Here is a 19681-nt window from a genome sequence, read left to right as displayed (position 1 = left end):
ATGTGACTCGGGACGCGACGCCAGCCGGCCCGTTTTGTTTTTGCATCGCCTTGCGCGGCTTTCGCTGCGCGTAAGGCATCGCCACAACGACAGGAGACGAAACATGCAGATCCGCGGCAGCGTATTTCTCATCACCGGCGGCGCGTCGGGGCTCGGTGCGGCCAGCGCACGCCTCATCGCGGCCGAAGGCGGCAAGGTCGTCATCGCCGACCTCAACGAGGAAGCGGGCAACGCGCTCGCCAAAGAACTGGGCGGCGTGTTCGTGAAGTGCGACGTCGCGAGCGAGGAGGACGGCGCGCGCGCCGTAGAAGCGGCAACCGCGCTTGGCACGCTGCGCGGCCTCGTGAACTGCGCGGGCATCGCGCCCGCCGTGAAGACCGTGGGCAAGGACGGCCCGCATCCGCTCGACACGTTCTCGAAGACCATCTCGGTCAACCTGATCGGCACCTTCAACATGATCCGCCTCGCGGCGGCCGCCATCGCCCAGACGGCGCCCGGCGAAGGCGGCGAGCGCGGCGTGATCGTCAACACGGCGTCGGTGGCCGCTTACGACGGCCAGATCGGCCAGGCGGCCTACGCTGCGTCGAAGGGCGGCGTCGTCGCGATGACGCTGCCGATCGCGCGCGACCTTTCGCGCAGCGGCATCCGTGTGATGACGATCGCGCCCGGCCTCTTCGAAACGCCGATGCTGCTCGGCATGCCCAAGGAAGTGCAGGACGCGCTCGGCGCGATGGTCCCGTTCCCGCCGCGCCTCGGCAAGCCGGATGAGTACGCCATGCTCGTCAAGCAGATCGTCGAGAATCCGATGCTCAACGGCGAGGTGATCCGTCTGGACGGCGCGATCCGCATGCAGCCGAAGTAACCGCGCGCCCTGCTCCCGCGCGAAAAAAAGCCCGCGATTGTCGTCGCGGGCTTTTTTGTCTGCGCTTTGCGCTCAAGCGCTTCAGTCGTTATCGAGCGTGCGCTGGCGCAGCTCATGCAGCTGCGCCTCGACGACGGTCGCGTCTTCCGCATCGGGGCGCTCGTCGAGATAGTGTTCGAGGTCTTCCAGCGCCGGGCGCAGATAGTCGAGCCGCGCATAAGCGAACCCCCGATCGCGCACTTCCTCGATGCTCTCCGGCAACAAAATCACGAGCCGCTGCTGGATAGCCAGCAGGCGCTGCCAGCGCTCCGTCTGCAGATACACCGATTTCAGGTTGCGCAGCATGCGCGCGACGATCTCGCGGCGCGTGGCCGGTTCGAGCAGCATGCGCAGCGCGCGCGCCACGGAGTCGCCGGCGTTGGCCACGAACGGTTCGAGCATCTCCACCATGTCCGACTCGGTGAGCGTGCGGCCCGTGGTGGGATCGAGCATCTCGTCGCCTTCGGGCAGCGCGACGCGCAGCAGAAAATGCCCCGGAAACGACACGCCTTTCACCGGCAGCCCGAGCTGCGTCGCCATCTCCAGATACAGCACCGCGAGCGAAATGGGAATGCCGCGCCGGCGCTTGAGCACGACGTTCAGGTGGCTGTTTTCGGGGTCGAGAAAGTCGTTGAGGTTGGCTGCGAACCCCATCTCGCGAAAGAAGCAGCGGTTGAGCACGGCAACCTGCTGGCGCACGTCCGCGCCTTCCGGCATGCGGCGCCGCACGCGCAACGCAAGTTCATCGATCTCGGCGAGCGTGCCTTGCAGATCGAGATCGGGATACGCGTCCTGCGCGATCGACAGCGCCGCCTCGGTGAGCGGCAGGCTTTCGTCGTCGGCAACGAGCGCGCTGAAATAGTCCAGAACTCGCGTAGTCATCGTGGTCACTTCGCCCGCCTCTTGAAATACGCGTATTTGAAGCCCATCAACCAAAGCATACCGAAATATAGCGCCGCGAACAGGACGAGGCACGCTCCGAGCAAGGCGATGCGCGCGAGCGGTTCATGACGCATCGCGATCCAGTCGTAGCTGATGGCGCACCAGTGCATCGCCCCTGCCAGCACAAGACATGCCCCGAGCAACTGTACGAAGAACGTCGTCCAGCCCGAGGACGGCATATAGATGCCGCGGCGGCGCAGCCCGATGAAAAGCAGCAGCGCGTTCATGCAGGCGCCAAGACCGACCGAAAGCGTCAAGCCCGCGTGCGAGAAGATCGGCACGAAGATGTAGTTGCTGATCTGCGTGGCGATGAGCACGCCCACGCCGATCTTGACCGGCGTTTTGATGTCCTGGCGCGCGTAGAAGCCGGGCGCAAGGATCTTGATGAGGATGAGGCCGACGAGCCCCACCCCGTACGCCGCAAGCGCGCGGCCCGTCATGATGACGGAGGTGGCGTCGAACTTGCCGTAGTGAAAGAGCGTGGCCGTGAGCGGCTCGGCGAAGAAAAAGAGCGCGACGGCAGAAGGCGCGGCGAGCAGGAAGGTCACGCGCAAGCCCCAGTCGAGCAGCGCCGAGTACTCGTGCGGATCGGCATCGACATGCGCTTTCGAGAGGCTCGGCAACAGGATCGTGCCGAGCGCCACGCCGAGCAGCGCGGTGGGGAACTCCATCAGGCGGTCGGCGTAGTTGATCCACGACACCGCGCCGGGCCCGAGACGCGAGGCGATATTGGTGTTGATGATGAGGCTGATCTGCGCGACCGAGACGGCGAACATGGCGGGCACCATCTTCGCGAGCACGCGCTTGACGCCCTTGTGCGCGAGCGCCTTGAGCGGGTTCAGGCCGATGCGCGGCATCATGTCGATGCGCTTGAGTCCCGGCAGTTGCACGATGAACTGCAGCACGCCGCCCACGATCACGGCCCACGCGAGCGCGTAGACCGGCTGCTTCATGTGCGGCGCGAAGGCCACGGCCGCCGTGATGAACGAGACGTTGAGCAGCACCGGCGCAAACGCGGGCAGCGAGAACTGCTTGTACGTGTTGAGCACGCCGGACGCGAGCGACGTCAGCGAGATGAACACGATATAGGGGAACATGATGCGCGTCATCGTGACGGCGAGCGGGAACGCCTGCCCGTCGCTCTTCAAGCCCGAAGCGACCACGATCACGACGAACGATGCGCCGAAAATGCCGAGCAGCGAGAGGACCGCGAGCACCCAGGCGAGCACGGTCGACGTGGCGTCGACGAGCGCGCGCGTGGCGTCGTGGCCCTTCTGGTTCTTGAACTCCGCGAGAATCGGCACGAACGCCTGCGAAAAGGCGCCCTCCGCCGAGATGCGGCGCAGCAGGTTGGGAATACGAAACGCGACGTAGAAAGCGTCGGTGTACTGACTCGCACCGAAGGCGCGCGCAATCAGCGTTTCTCGGGCCAGACCGGTCACGCGCGACAGCAGCGTGAAGCCGCTGACTGTCAGCAGGGCTCGGAATAGATTCATGGGGCGGTAATTATACGGGCGTCGTCCGCTCCATCGCGGATGCGCTGCGCAATGGTCGACGCAAAACCCCGCGCGAGGGCGCAGGCGACCGGGGACAAAGACAAAGCGCGGTGATTGTGACCGCGTCGCGTGAAAGGCGTTCACCTCCCGGAGCGCCCGCCTTCCCTTCGCTGATGCGCCGTGATTGCCACCCTGCGGATTCTGTTGCTATAATCATCGGTTCGCGTCTTCCCAGAAGGCACGAAACGCGTCTTGGAAAGAGGGCAGGAAACTGCTCTGGCACAAAAGGCGCGGCCGGTTAAGCAAAAAGCGACTGGCAAATACCGTTTTGAACACGCCGGCCACGCTGCCGGAAGTTCGAATCCAGGCAAAGAGCGTCGGTAGAACCACGCTCCGCAATCACAAGGAATCGCAATGGCAAACTCCGCACAAGCACGCAAGCGCGCCCGTCAGGCCGTTAAGGCAAACTCGCACAACTCGGCACTGCGCTCGAAGTTCCGCACCGCCATCAAGGCTGTTCGCAAGGCAATCGAAGCCGGCGACCAGGCTAAGGCTGCTGAAGTTCTGAAGGCATCGGGCAAGACGCTCGACATCATCGCCGACAAGAAAATCGTTCACAAGAACAAGGCCGCTCGCAACAAGAGCCGCCTGGCTGCTGCCGTCAAGGCAATGCAAGCTGCACAGTAAAGAGATTCTGACGGCCGGCCACGGCTGGCAGTCTGCTCTTTGAGCTGCACGACAAAAAACCCGCTTCGGCGGGTTTTTTTGTTTTCGCCCCCACGCTCCTCTCGGGCACAAAGGGGCACATACGGGCACAAACAGGCACAAACAGGACACAAAAAAACCCGCCAAAGCGGGTCCGTTCGCTGCCGCGGGCGCGCACTTAGCGCACGGTGGCTTGCTGCGTGGCGTGATCGTGCGGCAGTTCGCACGCCTCGGTCACGACGAGGTCGTTGTCCTTCGCGAAATTCATCACGAAGTTAAAGGCCATCGGCTCGACGTCCTTCAAACGCGAATCCAGCACCACGACCTTGAGGTCGCCGATCATCGTCGGGCGCACATAGAGCGAGTAGCGCAGATAGGCGTTCGGGCCGCGCGCATTGGCCGACGCCTTCGGGCCGAAGCTCGACATCACCCCGGCCAGACGCTCCGACCAGTCGCTCGGACGAAACTTCTTCCCCGCGCTGGTGATGCCTTGAATGAAGTATTCGGTTGGAGCTTCGTCGGCCATGCAGGAGTACCTGTGTGTGTAGCTGCTGGGTGCGTTTGCAGCATGTAACGGCGGCACGAGCGCTGCGTCCGCGCCGGTACCTCGCGGGTACCGCGGAACGCTGGCCGCGGGGATCGCCCGCCGCCACGCGCATGGACAGTCCGATGGATCGGGAACGGCTGCCGCGCACCCCGCCTGGCGTGAAGTCTCGAAAATCGCCGCCGCTGCCACACGCTGTCACAAGTAGGTCTCGCAACGGGATCGACGGGACGATTTCGTGGCGCACTGCCAGTCAGCGCACAGGCCGTTTCCAGGGGCTTGCCTGCCGTTGCCGCGCGGTGTCGCCACCTTGCCGCTGGTGTTGCCACCCAACGTTCAGGGCCCGTTTGTCGTGCCTAAGAAATCTCTGGGATTATAGCGCACGGACCGTTTTGACGCAGTGCACACAAGGCACTTGAAAGGCTAAATCCGGGCCCTCGCGATGCCCGCAAAACAGTCAGGAACGGCATCACGAAAGCTCCTGCCACCACGCGCCAAAGCACCCTGCCTAAATATTGGGCAACTCGTCAAATTGCGCAAAATCCTTTATGCTGCTTTGACTTACCACCAACCGCAGCGGCGTCGCCGGCCCAATCCTGCAGTTCGAGGCCGGATCGGGCGCCGTTTTTGTTTCATGACCTCCCGGACCATACGCCATTACCTGCAGTTCAAGGATTTCTCCCTTGACGAATATGAATATGTGCTGGAGCGCGCGCGCATCCTGAAGCGCAAGTTCAAGAACTACGAGACCTATCACCCGCTGCACGACCGCACGCTGGCGATGATCTTCGAGAAGAGTTCCACGCGCACGCGCCTCTCGTTCGAAGCGGGTATCTTCCAGCTGGGCGGCCACGCCGTGTTCATGAACACGCGCGACACGCAGCTCGGCCGCGGTGAGCCGATCGAAGATTCGGCGCAGGTCATCTCGCGCATGGTCGACATCATCATGATCCGCACGTTCGGCCAGGACATCCTGGAGCGCTTTGCCGAAAGCTCGCGCGTGCCGGTCATCAACGGCCTCACGAACGAGTACCACCCTTGCCAGGTGCTGGCCGACATCTTCACGTTCTACGAGCACCGTGGCCTGATCCGCGGCAAGACCGTGGCGTGGGTCGGCGACGCCAACAACATGCTCTACACGTGGATCGAAGCCGCGCAGATCCTCGGCTTCAAGCTGCGCATCTCCACGCCGCCGGGCTATCCGCTCGATCCGGCGCTGGTCGCGCCGGAAAGCAAGCCGTTCTATGAAGTGTTCGAGGACCCGCACGACGCCTGCGACGGCGCCGACCTCGTGACGACCGACGTCTGGACGAGCATGGGCTTCGAGGCGGAAAACGAAGCGCGCAAGCAGGCCTTCGCCGACTGGTGCGTGGACGCGCCGATGATGGCCCGCGCCAACGCCGACGCCCTCTTCATGCACTGCCTGCCCGCGCACCGCGGCGAGGAAGTGAGCGCCGAGGTGATCGACGGCCCGCAGAGCGTGGTGTGGGACGAGGCGGAAAACCGCCTGCACGTTCAGAAGGCGCTCATGGAGTTCTTGCTGCTCGGCCGCTTGAACCACTGAGCGTCGCGTAAGCCATCATGAAAAAGCCGACCCGAGGGTCGGCTTTTTTGTGCCCGCTGCGGCTCGCGCGTCAGACCGTTTCGCCAAGACGCCGCGCCAGCGACTTCAGGAGCGGCGCCACGCGCTCGCGGAACACGTCGGGCCCCATCGACGAAGCCGGGCCGCTGCAGCTGAGCACGAGCCACTGCCGCTCGCGCGGCTCGCGAAACGGCACCGCCACGGCGTTGACGTCTTCGTGCCAGTCGCGAAACGAATAGCAGCACCCTTCCCTGCCGAACACTTCGATCTCGCGTTTTGCGGCCTCGACCAGCGCAGGCCCTTCGGTGCCCGCTGTCTTTTCCAGTTCCGCGAACAACGCCATACGCACGTCGATTGGCTGCACGGCCAGGTACGCGCGGCCCATCGAGCTCGTGAGCATCGACAGCCGCGAGCCCGAGGCGAGGCCGAGCGTGAGCGCCGTCTCGCTGCGGATCGTCTCCAGATAAATCACGTCGAGGCCGTCGCGGCACCCGAGCGACACCGCCGCGCCCACCTCGCGCGCGAACGCGCGCATATGCGGGCGCGCGAGTTCGAGCGTGTCCGTGCCCGAAAGCAGCGCAAAGCCGAGTGACAGCACCCCGGCGTCGAGCGCATATTTGCCGAGCGATTCGTCAAAACGCAGATAGCCGAGCACAGTGAGCGTGTACGCGAGCCGATTCACGGTCGCCTTCGGCAGCCCAGTACGCTCCACGAAATCGCGGTTGCCGAGCAGCGTTTCGCCGGGGCGGAACGCCCGCAGCAGGTCGAGCCCGCGGGCGAGCGCCACGACGAATTTGCGCTCGTCGATCGGGCCCTCAGCCAGCGAAGAAGAAAAAGATGAAGTCGTAGTCATTCCGGATGCGGACATGGGCGCCCTGGTGCTACACTAAAGTCAATTTGCAAAACATTGTTTCGCATAGCGGAACTCGAGTCAAGCGCAAATTCGCCCAATCAAGGATTCAGGAAAGGAAGGAGAGACACCATGGCCGCACACGCCCAGTTCCATTGGGAAGACCCGCTTCTGCTCGACCAGCAGCTCACCGAAGAGGAGCGCATGGTGCGCGACGCCGCCGCCGCGTACGCCCAGGACAAGCTCGCGCCGCGCGTGCTGGAAGCGTTCCGCCACGAGAAGACGGACGCCTCGATCTTCCGCGAGATGGGTGAAGTCGGCCTGCTCGGCCCGACGATTCCCGAGCAATACGGCGGCCCCGGCCTCAACTACGTGGCCTATGGCCTGATCGCGCGCGAAGTGGAGCGCGTCGACTCGGGCTATCGCTCGATGATGTCGGTGCAGTCGTCGCTCGTGATGGTGCCGATCTTCGAATTCGGCTCGGAAGCGCAAAAGCAGAAGTACCTGCCCAAGCTCGCCAGCGGCGAGTGGATCGGCTGCTTCGGCCTCACGGAGCCGAACCATGGCTCGGACCCGGGCAGCATGGTCACGCGCGCGAAGAAGGTGAACGGCGGCTACTCGCTCTCGGGCGCGAAGATGTGGATCACGAACTCGCCTATCGCCGACGTGTTCGTCGTCTGGGCGAAGCTCGAGGAAGACGGCAAGGACGACATCCGCGGCTTCATTCTGGAGAAAGGCTGGAAGGGTCTCTCGGCCCCGGCCATCCACGGCAAGGTGGGCCTGCGCGCGTCGATCACCGGTGAAATCGTGCTCGACGAAGTGTTCGTGCCGGAAGAGAACATCATGCCGGGCGTGAAAGGCTTGCGCGGTCCGTTCACGTGCCTGAATTCTGCACGCTACGGCATTGCCTGGGGCGCGCTCGGCGCCGCGGAATCGTGCTGGCACACGGCGCGGCAGTACGTGCTCGACCGCAAGCAGTTCGGCCGCCCGCTCGCGGCGAACCAGCTGATCCAGAAGAAGCTCGCCGACATGCAGACGGAAATCACGCTCGGCCTGCAGGGTTGCCTGCGTCTTGGCCGCATGAAAGACGAAGGCACGGCGGCTGTGGAGATCACGTCGATCATGAAGCGTAATTCGTGCGGCAAGTCGCTCGATATCGCACGCCTCGCCCGCGACATGCTGGGCGGCAACGGCATCTCCGACGAATTCGGCGTGGCGCGTCACCTCGTGAACCTCGAAGTGGTGAACACGTACGAAGGCACGCACGACATTCACGCGCTGATCCTCGGCCGCGCACAGACGGGCATTCAGGCGTTCTTCTGATCGTCGCCCTGCGCTACATCGCCTTCGCATGAAAAAACGCCGCACGATGGGCTTCGTGCGGCGTTTTTGTTTTGGCGCTGGCGCAACGGCTTACTTGTTCGGCTGCGGCGTCATGCGCAGATACGGACGCAGGGCCTTGTAACCCTTCGGGAATTTCTGCTTGATGACTTCTTCGTCCTTCAGCGACGGGACGATCACGACGTCGTCGCCCTGCTTCCAGTTGCCTGGCGTCGCGACCTGGTAGTGGTCGGTGAGCTGCAGCGAGTCGATCACGCGCAGCACTTCGTCGAAGTTGCGGCCCGTACTCGCCGGATAGGTGATGATGAGGCGCACCTTCTTGTTCGGGTCGATCACGAAGAGCGAGCGCACCGTGAGCGTCTCGTTCGCGTTCGGGTGGATCATGTCGTAGAGCGTGGACACCTTGCGGTCGCCGTCAGCGAGAATCGGGAAGCCCACGCTCGCCGCCTGCGTCTCGTTGATGTCCTTGATCCACTCGTTGTGCGACTGGGCGGTATCCACCGAAAGTGCAATCGTCTTCACGTTGCGCTTTTCGAATTCGTCCTTGAGCTTCGCGGTCAGGCCAAGCTCGGTCGTGCAGACCGGCGTGAAATCGGCCGGATGCGAAAACAGCACGCCCCAGCTATTGCCGAGCCACTCGTGAAACTTGATGCGGCCAATGCTCGAATCCTGCTCGAAGTCAGGTGCGATATCGCCAAGACGTAGACTCATGGTGCGGTTCCTGTGAACGAGGTGAACGGAGTTTGATCGATACGGGGCGCGCGGCCCGTTGATCCAGTAGACGTTTACAACACTCAAGCATACAGGCCCTGGTCGCGTGCCGCGAACGAACATCGCCTCACACCGGTATGAGTATTTGTAATTTTGAGCCGGCTGAACGAAACTTTAGGTGCCGGATCAGATCAATGACTCTCACCGCGCGCTTCTTTTGCGCGCGTGATTCAAAACCCCGTCCACACGCGTTCGTGGGAACGGATCGTGCGAATTCCGAGGTCGTGGCGGCGCGTCACGCTTGCCAGCGCCCGTATCTTTGTTACGATTCACGCGTGATGTGACACGATGGGAGCCAGTCAATGTCAGAGGTCAACAAGGAGAGGCTGATGTCCGATATCAAAACCGTCCTCGCGGATGCAGAGGACCTGCTCAAGCAGGCAGCGAGCGCTACGGGCGAGCGCGCTTCGGAATTGCGCGAAACGGCACTCTCGCGTCTGAAGCAGGCAAAAGAGAAGGCCGCCGACGTCCAGGTGGTCGTGGTCGAGAAAGGCAAGAAAGCGGCACGCGCCACCGACGACTACGTCCACGAGCATCCGTGGGCATCGATCGGCATCGCCGCCGGCGTGGGCGTGCTGGTCGGTCTGCTGATCAACCGCAAATAAAGCGGCGCTCGTCGCGCCACGCGGACGGTCTTGTGGCCGCTCGCGCGGCGCGCTCGAACGGCCGCTGGCAGCGAGTGCTTGACGTTTCGCTGGTGCGCCGCGCCGCCTGGTCTCGCCGGACGATCCCGCCGGCTGTTTTCTCTTGCGCATTGCTCGGGCAAAAGCCTGAGCCACCTGCCATCGCCATGACGACAGACACCCACTCGCAGCGACACGAACACGGGCCGTTGCGCCGACTGCTCGGCTCCGCGTCCGCGATGCTACAGACGCGGCTAGAGCTGATCGGCATCGAACTCGCCGAAGAGAAGGACCGCCTCATCGGCGTGCTCTTCCTTGGCCTCGCGGGGATGATGTTCGCGATGCTTGCGCTGATCGCGCTCACGGCGCTCGTTGCCATCGCCTTCTGGGACACCTACCGCCTGGAGGCGCTCGCCGGTCTTACGATCGTCTATGCGATCGCGGCGATTTTCTGCGGCCTGAAGGCGCGACGCGGCCTGCACACCGCGCCACTCGTGTTCCAGGCGACGCTCGAGGAATTCGAGAAAGACCGAGATGCCCTGCGCAACCCCTAGCCGCGAGCCAACCCCATGAACCAACCCCGAACGGACACCGCCTTTCGCCCCCGCCGCGGTCGCGCACACGACCTTTCGACGCCGCAGCTGCGCGCGCTGCGCAAAGAACTGCTGCTCGTGCGTGCGAGCGTCGAGCGCGCAGAAATGGCCGAAGCGCTCGTGGACATCCGCTCGACGGTCACGAACTTCAGCTGGCTGCGCTTCGTGGTGCCCGGATTCGGTCGCTCAGGCTCCGGCGGCGGCGGCGTGGTTTCCGGCCTCGGCAGCCTGCTCAAGGAATATCCGCTGGTCAGCTCGCTCGTTTCGCTCATCGTGGCGAAGCCGCTGCGCACGAGCATCGTGTCGGCCGCGCGCCCCGTTATCAAGTGGGGCGGCCTCGCCTTTACGGCGTGGGAGGCATATCGCGTATGGCAGCAGGTGCGGCGCCAGCGCGGCGGCTCAGCAACCTCGCCCGCGAGCGCCAGGTCCGACGAAGACGACATCACCGGCTGATCGCGGCCCGCTCGCCGGGTCCACGGCGTTCACCGGTCCCTCCAGCACATTTGCGTAGCCGCCGCGACAGCGCCGCCCCCTGCAGCGTGGTTGCTACGCGCGCCGGTTGCGTCGAGTACGAAAGCACCGCAGGCATCACCGCGCATCGGCCCAGTGTCCACAGGATCGGCTGCGATGGCGTAGCCGCCATTGGACTCGTCGGCGGGCATCAGGTGCAAGCGGTAGATGGGCCTTCCCGTCGGGGGCGCCTGGTCGAATCCCGTGGGCAAAGACAGCGTCGACGCGCTCTGCGTATCGACGAGTTGCGCCGCACGATAGAGCGCGGCCACGGCGTCGATGCGATGTCCCCGCGCGATCTGCGCGCTCCATCCCGGCAAAGCGAAGGCCGCGACGATAGCCGCCACCGCCAGCGCGATGACCAGTTCGAGCAGTGTGAACGCGTTGTACCGGTTTCTCTCCACCTTTCCTCCCGTCTGCCTCGTCAAAACGGCCTCGCGACGACGTGCCGCCAGTGATGCTCGACGCGCGTCGCCTCGCCCGCGGTTTCGATGACCAACTGGTCCTGCAGCCAGCTTTGCGCATCTTCCGATGCGCCGAACCCACGCGTCGTGACGAGATACGCGCGCGCCAGCGGACGGCTCTCGACGCGCCAGGCCTCGACGAAGCATTGCGGCGCGCGCGCAGACCCCGGCCACGTGGCCACGGGCGCAACGGCCTGCCGCTCGAAGCTCTCCTGTCTGCGCCACGCTTGCGGCTCGCCGGACTGCGCAGCGGCCGCAGGCGCGGCCAGCGTGCCGTTCGTCAGCGCACGCGAGCACAACACGAGCGCGGCGTCTGCGGCATGGAAGGACTGCAGATGATCGGCGACGGCATCTGCGTTGCGCCGCGCCAGTAGCGCAGCCTCGAACCACCCCGCCGAGGTCACGAGCATCATCGCGACGATGAGCAGCACAACCGGCAGCGCCACGCCGCGACGACCGGTGCCTGTGCGAAGCTTCCGGCGATAGCGCGCTCTCACGACGCCGCCGGCAGAACGTTACGCAGCACGATGTGCCGCCAGAATACTTGTCGAGCTCGCCCATCCGCACCGACCGCCTGCACACCATCGCAATCGACGTAGCGCAGGCGCCGCGACAAAGCCGCCCCGCGCACCTGCACACACAGATCGACCGCCACGACCGACGCCCACTGATCGCGCGTGAGCGCCGAAGCCTCGACCGCCTGCGCCGCGCCAGCCGCCCAGTAGCGCAAGCGCAGACGCTCGACGCCCTCGACGAGCGGCTGCGCCGTGCCGACCTTGCCGGAGCCCTCGCAGTAAAGCTCGGTCTCGCCGGTCGAACCGCTCACCTTGGCGTGGTACCGATTCACGATTTCGACGCCCGCCGCACCAACCGCCTGCCCAAGGCAGTCGGTGACCTGGCCGTTTGAGGCGGGCCACGTCGAGACACTGTCGCCTTGATAGCGCACGGCCACTCCATCGGAGCGGCTCGACAACGACTCGCAGGCAAGCGCTCCATCGGCGCCGGTCGGGCGCCCGGCAGCGCAGCCGAAGATCGATGTGCCGGCAAGCGGCGAGCGTGCATCCGCGGCAACAAAGCCGGCCATCTGGATCTGCTCGCCAATCAACATCAACGCATTCATGCCGGCCTCGTGGATGCGCGAGGCGTCGCTCGCATATACGTAGGCCTGGCGCTGCGTGCGGTAGGCCGAGAGCGCGCCAAGCGTCACTACGAGGCCGAGCGCCACCGCGATCGTCAGTTCGAGCAGTGTGTGGCCGGTATGGCGCACATGGGCGACGCGCTCGCTCATCGCAAAAACGCCAGGGCGACGCAGGCGCGCCCAGCGGGCACAGCGGCATCGATACACGGCGCGACCCGCAAATCCGCCGCCGCCCCTGACGCCGCGCCGAACGGTGTTGCTGCCCAACTCACGGACGCAATCGATGCGTCGCCGCCCTCGCTCGACGTGGTCAGCCGCCCCTCGGGCACGACGCTCGCCGTCAGCGCCTTCCATCGATCCGTCGTAGCGCTCGTTGAACCTGCCACGCGCGCGGCTTCGGCAATGGCGTCGGCGGCAAACGAAGCGCGCTCGCGCGCCGCTGCTAGCTGCGCGTGCCGGGCCAGCCCGAGTTGCGTGCTCATCAGGCCGAGCCCGCACATCGCCATGACCCCGAGTGCGATGGCGACTTCGAGCAGCGTCGATCCGCGCACGCCCTGCTCGCCCACCCGGCTCATGACGCCCCCGCGCATGCGCCGTCGCTGACGCGTGCCCGGCCCCCCGCGGCGATGCGTATGCAGCGCCGCCAGCCCGAGCCGCGTTGTGCTGCCGTCGTGGCACGTGGGGCAATCTCAAAGTTGCGCAAGCTGCCAATGGTCTGCCCCGCCGGCGGCGAAAACGTGATGGCGGTGAGCCCCGACGCCACGCTAATCGCATCAAGCTCCGGCTGGATGCGCAACGGGATATACGCGCCTGCGCGCTCGATCATGACAGCCCAGCCGCAGGACCAGTCGGCAAGACCGGACGGACACGCTTTCGCCGCCGCAAGGCAGTTGCGCGCAGTGTCGACGCGGCAAACGGTGATGCGCGCCTTACGCCGTATTGCCTCATTGCGCGCGTAGGCGAGCGTGCCGAGCATCGCGTTCGCGCGCGCATCGACCTGATCGCGCACGCGCCACGCGGTAAAAACGGGCGTGGAAACCGTCGCGCAGATCGCCAGCAAGACGATGACGACCATGGTCTCGACGAGCGTGAATCCTCGGTACTTCATCAGCAATCCTTAGTTTGAGCGGATTGCCATCAATCTACGGACGAAAGCGAAACGAAACAATTAGCCGAACGGCTAGCTGGTGCGCGCAGTGTCGGCTCGCGAGAATGCAAGCGTTACGACAGCGGCAAGGCAGGAGGGAAGAAAAATGCGAATGCGCTCAGCGCTTTTTCGTGGGGTGGTTGGCAGCACCCGCACGGCGGAATTCCTCGATCACGTCTTCGAATTCGGAGACGTCCTCGAAGCGTCGGTACACCGAAGCAAACCGTACGAACGCAACCTTGTCGAGTTCGCGCAACTCGCCCATCACGAGCTCGCCAAGGCGCTCGCTGCGCACTTCGCGCTCGCCGCTGCCGAGCAGTTGATACTCGATGCGGGCAACCGCCGCATCGATCGCGTCGGCTGCAACGGGCCGCTTGCGCAGCGCCAGTTGCATGCTCGCCATGATCTTGCGGCGGTCGAATTCCGTGCGGCTGCCATCCTTCTTGACGATGGCCGGCATCGCCAGCTCGACCCGCTCGTACGTCGTGAAACGCTTGTCGCAGGCCGGGCAGCGGCGGCGGCGCCGGATCGCGGCGCCGTCTTCGGACACGCGCGAGTCAACGACCTGCGTGTCTTCGTGCCGGCAAAAGGGGCAGCGCATGGGTTATCGCGTGGCTTAGCGGTAAACCGGGAAACGCTTCGTCAGCTCGGCGACCTGCGCCTTGACGCGCTCGATCGTGGCCGCGTCTTCCGGATTGTCGAGCACGTCGGCAATCAGGTTGCCCACCTGCTCGGCTTCCTTCACGCCAAAGCCGCGCGTCGTCATGGCCGGCGAACCGAGGCGGATACCGCTCGTGACGAACGGCTTTTCCGGGTCGTTCGGAATCGCGTTCTTGTTCACCGTGATGTGCGCGGCGCCCAGCACGGCTTCAGCCGCCTTGCCGGTGATGTTCTTCGCGCGCAGGTCCACGAGCATCACGTGGCTTTCCGTGCGGCCCGAGACGATGCGCAGACCGCGCTTGACCAGCGTTTCGGCCAGCACGCGCGCGTTTTCGACCACGTGCTGCTGGTAGGTCTTGAACTCCGGCGAAAGCGCTTCCTTGAACGCCACGGCCTTGCCCGCGATCACGTGCATGAGCGGACCGCCCTGGATGCCCGGGAAGATGGCCGAGTTGATCTGCTTCTCGAACTCCGCCTTCATCAGGATCACGCCGCCGCGCGGGCCGCGCAGGCTCTTGTGCGTGGTCGTGGTGACGAAGTCGGCGTGCGGAACGGGGTTCGGGTAGACGCCCGCGGCGATCAGGCCGGCGTAGTGCGCCATGTCGACCATGAAGTACGCGCCGACGGCCTTCGCAACCTTGGCGATGCGCTCGAAGTCGATACGCAGCGCGAATGCCGAAGCGCCCGCGATGATCAGCTTCGGTTTGGTTTCGTGCGCGCGCTTTTCGAGGGCTTCGTAATCGATATCCTCGTTGGCGTCGAGGCCATAGCTCACGACGTTGAACCACTTGCCGCTCATGTTGAGCGCCATGCCGTGCGTGAGGTGACCGCCTTCGGCGAGGCTCATGCCCATGATCGTGTCGCCCGGCTTGAGCACGGCGAAGAACACGCCCTGGTTGGCCTGCGAACCGGAGTTCGGCTGAACGTTCGCCGCTTCGGCGCCGAACAGTTCCTTCACGCGGTCGATCGCGAGCTGCTCGACGATATCCACGTATTCGCAGCCGCCGTAATAGCGCTTACCGGGGTAGCCTTCGGCGTACTTGTTGGTGAGCTGCGAACCCTGCGCGGCCATGACCGCGGGCGAGGTGTAGTTTTCCGACGCGATGAGCTCGATGTGCTCTTCCTGGCGGCGGTTTTCGAGTTCGATCGCCTTGAAGAGTTCGGGATCGACGTTGGCGATGGTGCTTTCGGCTCTGTCAAACATACGGATTCCGTTAAGTGTGTTCAGGTTGACCGGGTCTCGCGCGGAACGCGTAGCGGGTACGCGGCGCTGCTGGCGAAGAGGCCAGCCTTGACGTGGCAGAAGGAGGTGCCGCACACGCGAGGCAGGACAGCCACGGCCGGTCAAGGCCCAGCAGCGCTAATGAAAGCGCGCGGAATCAGGCTGCCCAGGCGAACGGCAAAACGGCACCCCGCGCTTCACGGTGGGTCGTTCCACCTTGAGTCCCCAATAGCGAGCGCATTGCTACCTCTAATGCTGCCATTTCGGAACCCTATCGCCAGTCACGCAGGGATTGAGCGCGTTAGTGTATTGGAACGGCAGGGAATAGGCAACCGCCCGCCCCCAGTGCGCTCGGGCGCCCCGCGGCGTGGGGCGCGAAGGGCGGCGGCCGCGGCCATGCGGGCCTCGCGCGTTCTGTCCCTTCCTTGCCGCAGCGCGGCATTGGAAGTAGGCTTTCCCCTTTCTTCGCCTTCTACCGACCAGGGAGCCACCATGATCGTTTTCGTCACCGGCGCGTCCGCAGGATTTGGCGCCGCCATCGCGCGTGCCTTCGTCAAGGGCGGACATCGCGTCGTCGCCACGGCCCGCCGCAAGGACCGCCTCGACGCGCTCGCCGCCGAACTCGGCGACGCCCTTCTGCCCATCGAACTCGACGTGCGTGACCGCGCAGCAGTCGAAGCCGCGCCAGGCGCGTTGCCGCCCGAGTTCGCCGGCGTCGACGTGCTGGTCAACAACGCCGGCCTTGCGCTCGGCGTGGAGCCGGCACAGAAGGCCGACCTCGACGAGTGGGAAACCATGATCGAGACCAACTGCACGGGCCTCGTGCAGGTCACCCATGCGTTCCTGCCCGGCATGGTCGCGCGTAACCGCGGCCACATTTTCAACCTCGGTTCGGTGGCGGGCCGCTGGCCGTATCCGGGCGGCAACGTCTACGGCGCCACCAAGGCGTTCGTGCGCCAGTTCAGCCTGAACCTGCGCGCGGACCTCGCGGGCACCGCGCTGCGCGTGACCGACATCGAGCCGGGCCTGTGCGGCGGCACCGAGTTCTCGAACGTGCGCTTTCGCGGCGACGACAGCAAGGCGGCCAACGTCTACAAGGACGTGCAACCGCTCACGGCCGAGGACATCGCCGACTCGATCTACTGGATCGCCACGCGCCCCGCGCACGTCAACATCAACACGATCGAACTGATGCCCGTTGCCCAGACTTTCGCGGGTCTGAGCATCCATCGCGGCTAAAATTACCTTACAAATTTTATACTTACGTCAGTAGCACGAAAGACGTAGGGGCCGCGCGTTCCGGTAGAATGCGCGGCATGGAAAATTCCACAAGCAAGCCGGACGCGGTGTCGTCACCGGCCGGGCGCGGTTTTACGTGGCCGGTACGCGTCTATTACGAGGACACCGACGCTGGTGGCATCGTGTTTTACGCGAATTACCTGAAGTTCTTCGAACGTGCGCGCACCGAATGGCTGCGCGCGTGCGGCGTCGATCAGCGTCGGCTCGCCGAGGAAACGGGCGTGCTTTTCGTCGTGCGCAGCACCGCGCTCGACTACCGTTCGCCCGCGCGCCTCGACGACGTCGTCACGACTGTGAGCCGCGTCGAAAAGCTTGGCCGCGCCTCGGTCGACTTCATGCAGGAAGCGTGGCGCGATGACACGCTGCTCGCCACGGGCATCATTCGTGTCGCCTGCGTCGACAGTGCAGCCATGCGCCCCGCACCCATTCCGGCCCCCGTTCATGAAGCATTGCAGCGGGGACCACAGAAAGACCTGTACGCCGTGTCAACGGCAGTGCAGTAATTACCGTTGATACGACGCCAGTGAACTCGCGCCGGTCAATGCAGGACCAAGCAGGGTTCGGCCGCGACGGCGCGAGAGCTTCCCAACCGCCTACGGGAAGCCTTGCGTTGTCTTGCAGCCGCTCGCCCCTTTCGGGACGTCACAACGAACCTATATGAACACTACACAAGATCTGTCGATCATTTCTCTCGTTCTTAATGCGAGCATACTGGCACAGGCGGTGATGGGGCTTCTTCTGCTCATGTCGCTGATTTCCTGGACTTTCATCTTCCGCAAGTGGTTCGCGATCCGCCGGGCGCGGTCCCAGACAGAGCGCTTCGAGCGAGACTTCTGGTCAGGCGGCGACCTGCAGGCGCTTTATCAGAGCGCAGCCAACAACCGTCACACGATCGGCGCGCTCGAGCGTATCTTTGAGTCGGGCATGCGCGAATTCCTGAAGGCCAAAGAGAAGCGCCTGAACGATCCGAGCCTCGTGCTCGACGGCGCCCGCCGCGCGATGCGCGCCGCCTTCCAGCGTGAAATGGACGCGCTCGAGGCGAACCTCTCGTTCCTCGCATCGGTTGGCTCGGTCAGCCCGTACATCGGTCTTTTCGGCACGGTGTGGGGGATCATGAACGCGTTCCGCGGCCTTGCGAACGTGCAGCAGGCCACGCTCGCGAACGTCGCGCCCGGCATCGCCGAAGCGCTGACGGCAACCGCGATCGGCCTGTTCGCCGCCATTCCGGCGGTGGTCGCGTACAACAGCTACGCGCACGACATCGACCGTCTGGCGATCCGCTTCGAAACCTTCATCGAAGAGTTTTCGAACATCCTGCAGCGTCAGGCCCACTAATCTTCACGAAGCAAGGAGTCGAAGATGGGAGGCTCAGTCCGTTCGAGCATGCGAGGCAGCCGCTCGCGCCGTGCAATGGCCGACATCAACGTCGTGCCGTACATCGACGTGATGCTGGTATTGCTCGTGATTTTCATGGTGACGGCGCCGCTCGTCGCTCCGTCAATCGTCAACCTGCCCACTGTGGGCGGGGCGTCGCAGCAGCAGCAAATTCCACCCGTCGTGGTCAATATTCGCCCCGACGGCAATCTGAGCGTACGCTACAAGGATGACTCCGGCGCCACGCAGCAGCAAACCATGTCGCGCGCCGATCTCAACGGCTTCGTCGCCGATCGCGAGCAGAGCCATCCCGACCAGCCCGTCGTGATCGCCGCCGACAAGTCCGTCAAATACGAGACGGTGATGAACGTGATGTCCGACCTGAAGTCGCATGGCGTCAAACGTGTCGGACTGCTCGTCAAATCGCAATGATCCGCAAGAACGATTCGTATCCGCTGCAGCCTCCGCGCGAGCGTGGCACGGGACGTGCTATCGCACTCGCGGTGATCATGCACGCGCTGCTCGGTCTGTTCCTCTATCACGGCATCCACTGGCAGAACAGCACGCCGGCGGGTGAAGAGGCGGAACTGTGGACCGAAGTGCCGGACCTGTCGACACCGAAGCCGCTGCCGCCGCCCGCGCCGGTCGCCCCTGCCCCGCCGCCGCCGCAAACCGAGGACGCCGACATTGCGCTGCAACAGCAAAAGCGTAAGCAGCAGGAAGCGCAGCGCGAGGCGCAACTGGCTGAGCAGCAGCGTCTGAAAGCGCAGCAGGAAGCCGACGCGAAACGCCAGCAGCAACTTGCGGCCCAGCAGGCTGCGCAGCTCGCCGCGCAGCAGAAGGCCCAAAAGCTCAAGCAGCAGCAAGAGCAGCAACAGGCCGCTGCCGAGAAGCAAAAGCAGCAGCAGGAACAGCAGGACGCTCTCAAGAAGCAGCAGCAGCAAGAAGATCAGCAGAAGCAGGCGAAGCTCGACGCGCAAAAGAAGGCCGACGCAGAGAAGGCGGCCAAGGCGAAGGCTCAAGCCGACGCCAAGGCGAAGCAACTCGACGCGGATCGCCGCGCCCGCATCGCGCAGATGCAAGGCTCGATGGGCGGCGGCGAAGGCACGAGCGGCAACGGTCTTGCGAAGAGCGGCACTGGCAGCGGCTCGGGCGGCAACGCGACGTCGCCGGGCTATGCGGAGAAGGTGCAGCGACGCGTGCGGCCGAACATCATCTGGTCTGGCGAGACGTCGGGGCTGGAGACGGTTGTAGCGGTACGCTGCTCACCCACGGGCACGCTGCTCTCGGCGCAGATACAGCGTAGCAGTGGCAATTCTTCGTGGGACGACGCCGCGTTGCGCGCTGTCCAGCGCTCGGATCCGATGCCGCTCGATACGAATGGCAAGGCGCCGTCGAGCTTTTTGATCACCTTGCGTCCAGCGGGCTAAAGGCGAGCGCAAAACGCAGAAAGATTGACGAAAGCCGGCGCGCAACAGTGGAACAAGGAACGATTCGAACGTTTTCGGGTCACTCTGCT

The 19681-nt window shown here is 64.5% G+C and carries 24 protein-coding genes and 1 riboswitch; of the genes, 12 read left to right on the top strand and 12 right to left on the bottom strand.

Going from position 1 to position 19681, the window contains the following annotated elements; genetic code table 11:
• The first annotated feature begins 103 nt into the window (after positions 1-103).
• Positions 104-862, top strand: a complete 759-nt coding sequence (locus VSR72_RS20575) for a 3-hydroxyacyl-CoA dehydrogenase (protein WP_342954173.1) — start codon at positions 104-106, stop codon at positions 860-862.
• Between the two features lie 81 nt (positions 863-943).
• Here VSR72_RS20575 and VSR72_RS20570 read toward each other — a convergent pair whose 3' ends face one another.
• The gene (locus tag VSR72_RS20570; protein ID WP_342954172.1) at positions 944-1783 is read right to left on the bottom strand and encodes a SirB1 family protein; all 840 of its coding nucleotides are present in this window, start codon (positions 1781-1783) and stop codon (positions 944-946) included.
• A gap of 5 nt (positions 1784-1788) precedes the next feature.
• Positions 1789-3339 carry a murein biosynthesis integral membrane protein MurJ gene (murJ, locus tag VSR72_RS20565; RefSeq protein ID WP_342954171.1) on the bottom strand — a complete coding sequence of 517 codons (1551 nt, stop codon included), beginning with the start codon at positions 3337-3339 and terminating at the stop codon, positions 1789-1791.
• A 414-nt stretch (positions 3340-3753) separates the two neighbouring features.
• Between murJ and rpsT the strand changes: the two genes are divergently transcribed.
• A complete protein-coding gene (gene rpsT, locus VSR72_RS20560; protein ID WP_342954170.1) occupies positions 3754-4026 on the top strand; it encodes a 30S ribosomal protein S20 in 273 nt (90 codons plus the stop codon).
• 196 nt (positions 4027-4222) lie between these two features.
• Here the strand turns inward: rpsT and VSR72_RS20555 are convergent, their stop codons facing one another.
• A complete protein-coding gene (locus VSR72_RS20555) occupies positions 4223-4570 on the bottom strand; it encodes a DUF3579 domain-containing protein (protein ID WP_133182706.1) in 348 nt (115 codons plus the stop codon).
• A 652-nt stretch (positions 4571-5222) separates the two neighbouring features.
• On the opposite strand from VSR72_RS20555, the gene argF reads away from it, so the two are divergent.
• Complete coding sequence (gene argF / locus VSR72_RS20550) at positions 5223-6152, top strand: ornithine carbamoyltransferase (RefSeq protein WP_342954169.1); 930 nt, start codon at positions 5223-5225, stop codon at positions 6150-6152.
• A 70-nt stretch (positions 6153-6222) separates the two neighbouring features.
• On the opposite strand, the gene VSR72_RS20545 is transcribed toward argF, so the two are convergent.
• The gene (locus VSR72_RS20545) at positions 6223-7023 is read right to left on the bottom strand and encodes an IclR family transcriptional regulator (RefSeq protein WP_342954168.1); all 801 of its coding nucleotides are present in this window, start codon (positions 7021-7023) and stop codon (positions 6223-6225) included.
• A 129-nt stretch (positions 7024-7152) separates the two neighbouring features.
• Between VSR72_RS20545 and VSR72_RS20540 the strand changes: the two genes are divergently transcribed.
• Entirely contained in the window at positions 7153-8343 is a 1191-nt protein-coding gene (locus VSR72_RS20540; RefSeq protein WP_342954167.1) for an acyl-CoA dehydrogenase, read from the top strand.
• A 90-nt stretch (positions 8344-8433) separates the two neighbouring features.
• Here VSR72_RS20540 and VSR72_RS20535 read toward each other — a convergent pair whose 3' ends face one another.
• Positions 8434-9072, bottom strand: coding sequence for a peroxiredoxin (locus tag VSR72_RS20535; protein WP_342954166.1), 639 nt, complete (start codon positions 9070-9072; stop codon positions 8434-8436).
• A 362-nt stretch (positions 9073-9434) separates the two neighbouring features.
• Here VSR72_RS20535 and VSR72_RS20530 point away from each other — a divergent pair, with 362 nt between their 5' ends.
• From VSR72_RS20530 to VSR72_RS20520, 3 genes are all read left to right on the top strand, one after another.
• Positions 9435-9737, top strand: coding sequence for a DUF883 family protein (locus tag VSR72_RS20530; protein ID WP_007584918.1), 303 nt, complete (start codon positions 9435-9437; stop codon positions 9735-9737).
• 185 nt (positions 9738-9922) lie between these two features.
• On the top strand, positions 9923-10309 hold the full coding sequence (locus tag VSR72_RS20525; protein ID WP_342954180.1) for a phage holin family protein: 387 nt from the start codon (positions 9923-9925) through the stop codon (positions 10307-10309).
• A 15-nt stretch (positions 10310-10324) separates the two neighbouring features.
• On the top strand, positions 10325-10801 hold the full coding sequence (locus VSR72_RS20520; protein WP_342954165.1) for a DUF3318 domain-containing protein: 477 nt from the start codon (positions 10325-10327) through the stop codon (positions 10799-10801).
• Positions 10802-10830: 29 nt separating this feature from the next.
• Here VSR72_RS20520 and VSR72_RS20515 read toward each other — a convergent pair whose 3' ends face one another.
• From VSR72_RS20515 to glyA, 7 genes are all read right to left on the bottom strand, one after another.
• Positions 10831-11262: a type IV pilin protein gene (locus tag VSR72_RS20515; protein WP_342954164.1), complete on the bottom strand. Its 432-nt coding sequence runs from the start codon at positions 11260-11262 to the stop codon at positions 10831-10833.
• Between the two features lie 20 nt (positions 11263-11282).
• Positions 11283-11819: a hypothetical protein gene (locus VSR72_RS20510; RefSeq protein ID WP_342954163.1), complete on the bottom strand. Its 537-nt coding sequence runs from the start codon at positions 11817-11819 to the stop codon at positions 11283-11285.
• Positions 11816-12610, bottom strand: coding sequence for a PilW family protein (locus VSR72_RS20505; RefSeq protein WP_342954162.1), 795 nt, complete (start codon positions 12608-12610; stop codon positions 11816-11818). The genes VSR72_RS20510 and VSR72_RS20505 overlap by 4 nt, the downstream gene beginning before the upstream one ends.
• Complete coding sequence (locus VSR72_RS20500; protein WP_342954161.1) at positions 12607-13035, bottom strand: hypothetical protein; 429 nt, start codon at positions 13033-13035, stop codon at positions 12607-12609. The genes VSR72_RS20505 and VSR72_RS20500 overlap by 4 nt, the downstream gene beginning before the upstream one ends.
• A complete protein-coding gene (locus VSR72_RS20495) occupies positions 13032-13568 on the bottom strand; it encodes a GspH/FimT family pseudopilin (RefSeq protein WP_342954160.1) in 537 nt (178 codons plus the stop codon). The genes VSR72_RS20500 and VSR72_RS20495 overlap by 4 nt, the downstream gene beginning before the upstream one ends.
• Positions 13569-13725: 157 nt before the next feature.
• Positions 13726-14208: a transcriptional regulator NrdR gene (gene nrdR / locus VSR72_RS20490; RefSeq protein WP_342954159.1), complete on the bottom strand. Its 483-nt coding sequence runs from the start codon at positions 14206-14208 to the stop codon at positions 13726-13728.
• Positions 14209-14223: 15 nt separating this feature from the next.
• Entirely contained in the window at positions 14224-15471 is a 1248-nt protein-coding gene (gene glyA, locus VSR72_RS20485) for a serine hydroxymethyltransferase (protein WP_342954158.1), read from the bottom strand.
• Between the two features lie 175 nt (positions 15472-15646).
• A riboswitch (ZMP/ZTP riboswitch) is annotated at positions 15647-15784 on the bottom strand.
• Positions 15785-15981: 197 nt separating this feature from the next.
• Between glyA and ydfG the strand changes: the two genes are divergently transcribed.
• The 5 genes from ydfG to tolA all read left to right on the top strand — a co-directional run bounded on the left by ydfG (position 15982) and on the right by tolA (position 19592).
• Entirely contained in the window at positions 15982-16728 is a 747-nt protein-coding gene (ydfG, locus tag VSR72_RS20480) for a bifunctional NADP-dependent 3-hydroxy acid dehydrogenase/3-hydroxypropionate dehydrogenase YdfG (protein WP_342954157.1), read from the top strand.
• 68 nt (positions 16729-16796) lie between these two features.
• A complete protein-coding gene (gene ybgC / locus VSR72_RS20475; protein WP_342954156.1) occupies positions 16797-17291 on the top strand; it encodes a tol-pal system-associated acyl-CoA thioesterase in 495 nt (164 codons plus the stop codon).
• A gap of 154 nt (positions 17292-17445) precedes the next feature.
• The gene (gene tolQ, locus VSR72_RS20470; RefSeq protein WP_028205324.1) at positions 17446-18123 is read left to right on the top strand and encodes a protein TolQ; all 678 of its coding nucleotides are present in this window, start codon (positions 17446-17448) and stop codon (positions 18121-18123) included.
• A gap of 24 nt (positions 18124-18147) precedes the next feature.
• Positions 18148-18594, top strand: a complete 447-nt coding sequence (gene tolR / locus VSR72_RS20465) for a protein TolR (RefSeq protein ID WP_342954155.1) — start codon at positions 18148-18150, stop codon at positions 18592-18594.
• Positions 18591-19592 carry a cell envelope integrity protein TolA gene (gene tolA / locus VSR72_RS20460; protein ID WP_342954154.1) on the top strand — a complete coding sequence of 334 codons (1002 nt, stop codon included), beginning with the start codon at positions 18591-18593 and terminating at the stop codon, positions 19590-19592. The genes tolR and tolA overlap by 4 nt, the downstream gene beginning before the upstream one ends.
• Positions 19593-19681: the final 89 nt, after the last annotated feature.

The sequence above is a fragment of the Paraburkholderia sp. JHI869 genome (genome assembly GCF_038900775.1).
Lineage (GTDB): Bacteria > Pseudomonadota > Gammaproteobacteria > Burkholderiales > Burkholderiaceae > Paraburkholderia.
Note: the sequence above shows the minus strand (reverse complement) of the source record. Positions and strands in the feature narration are given on the sequence as shown.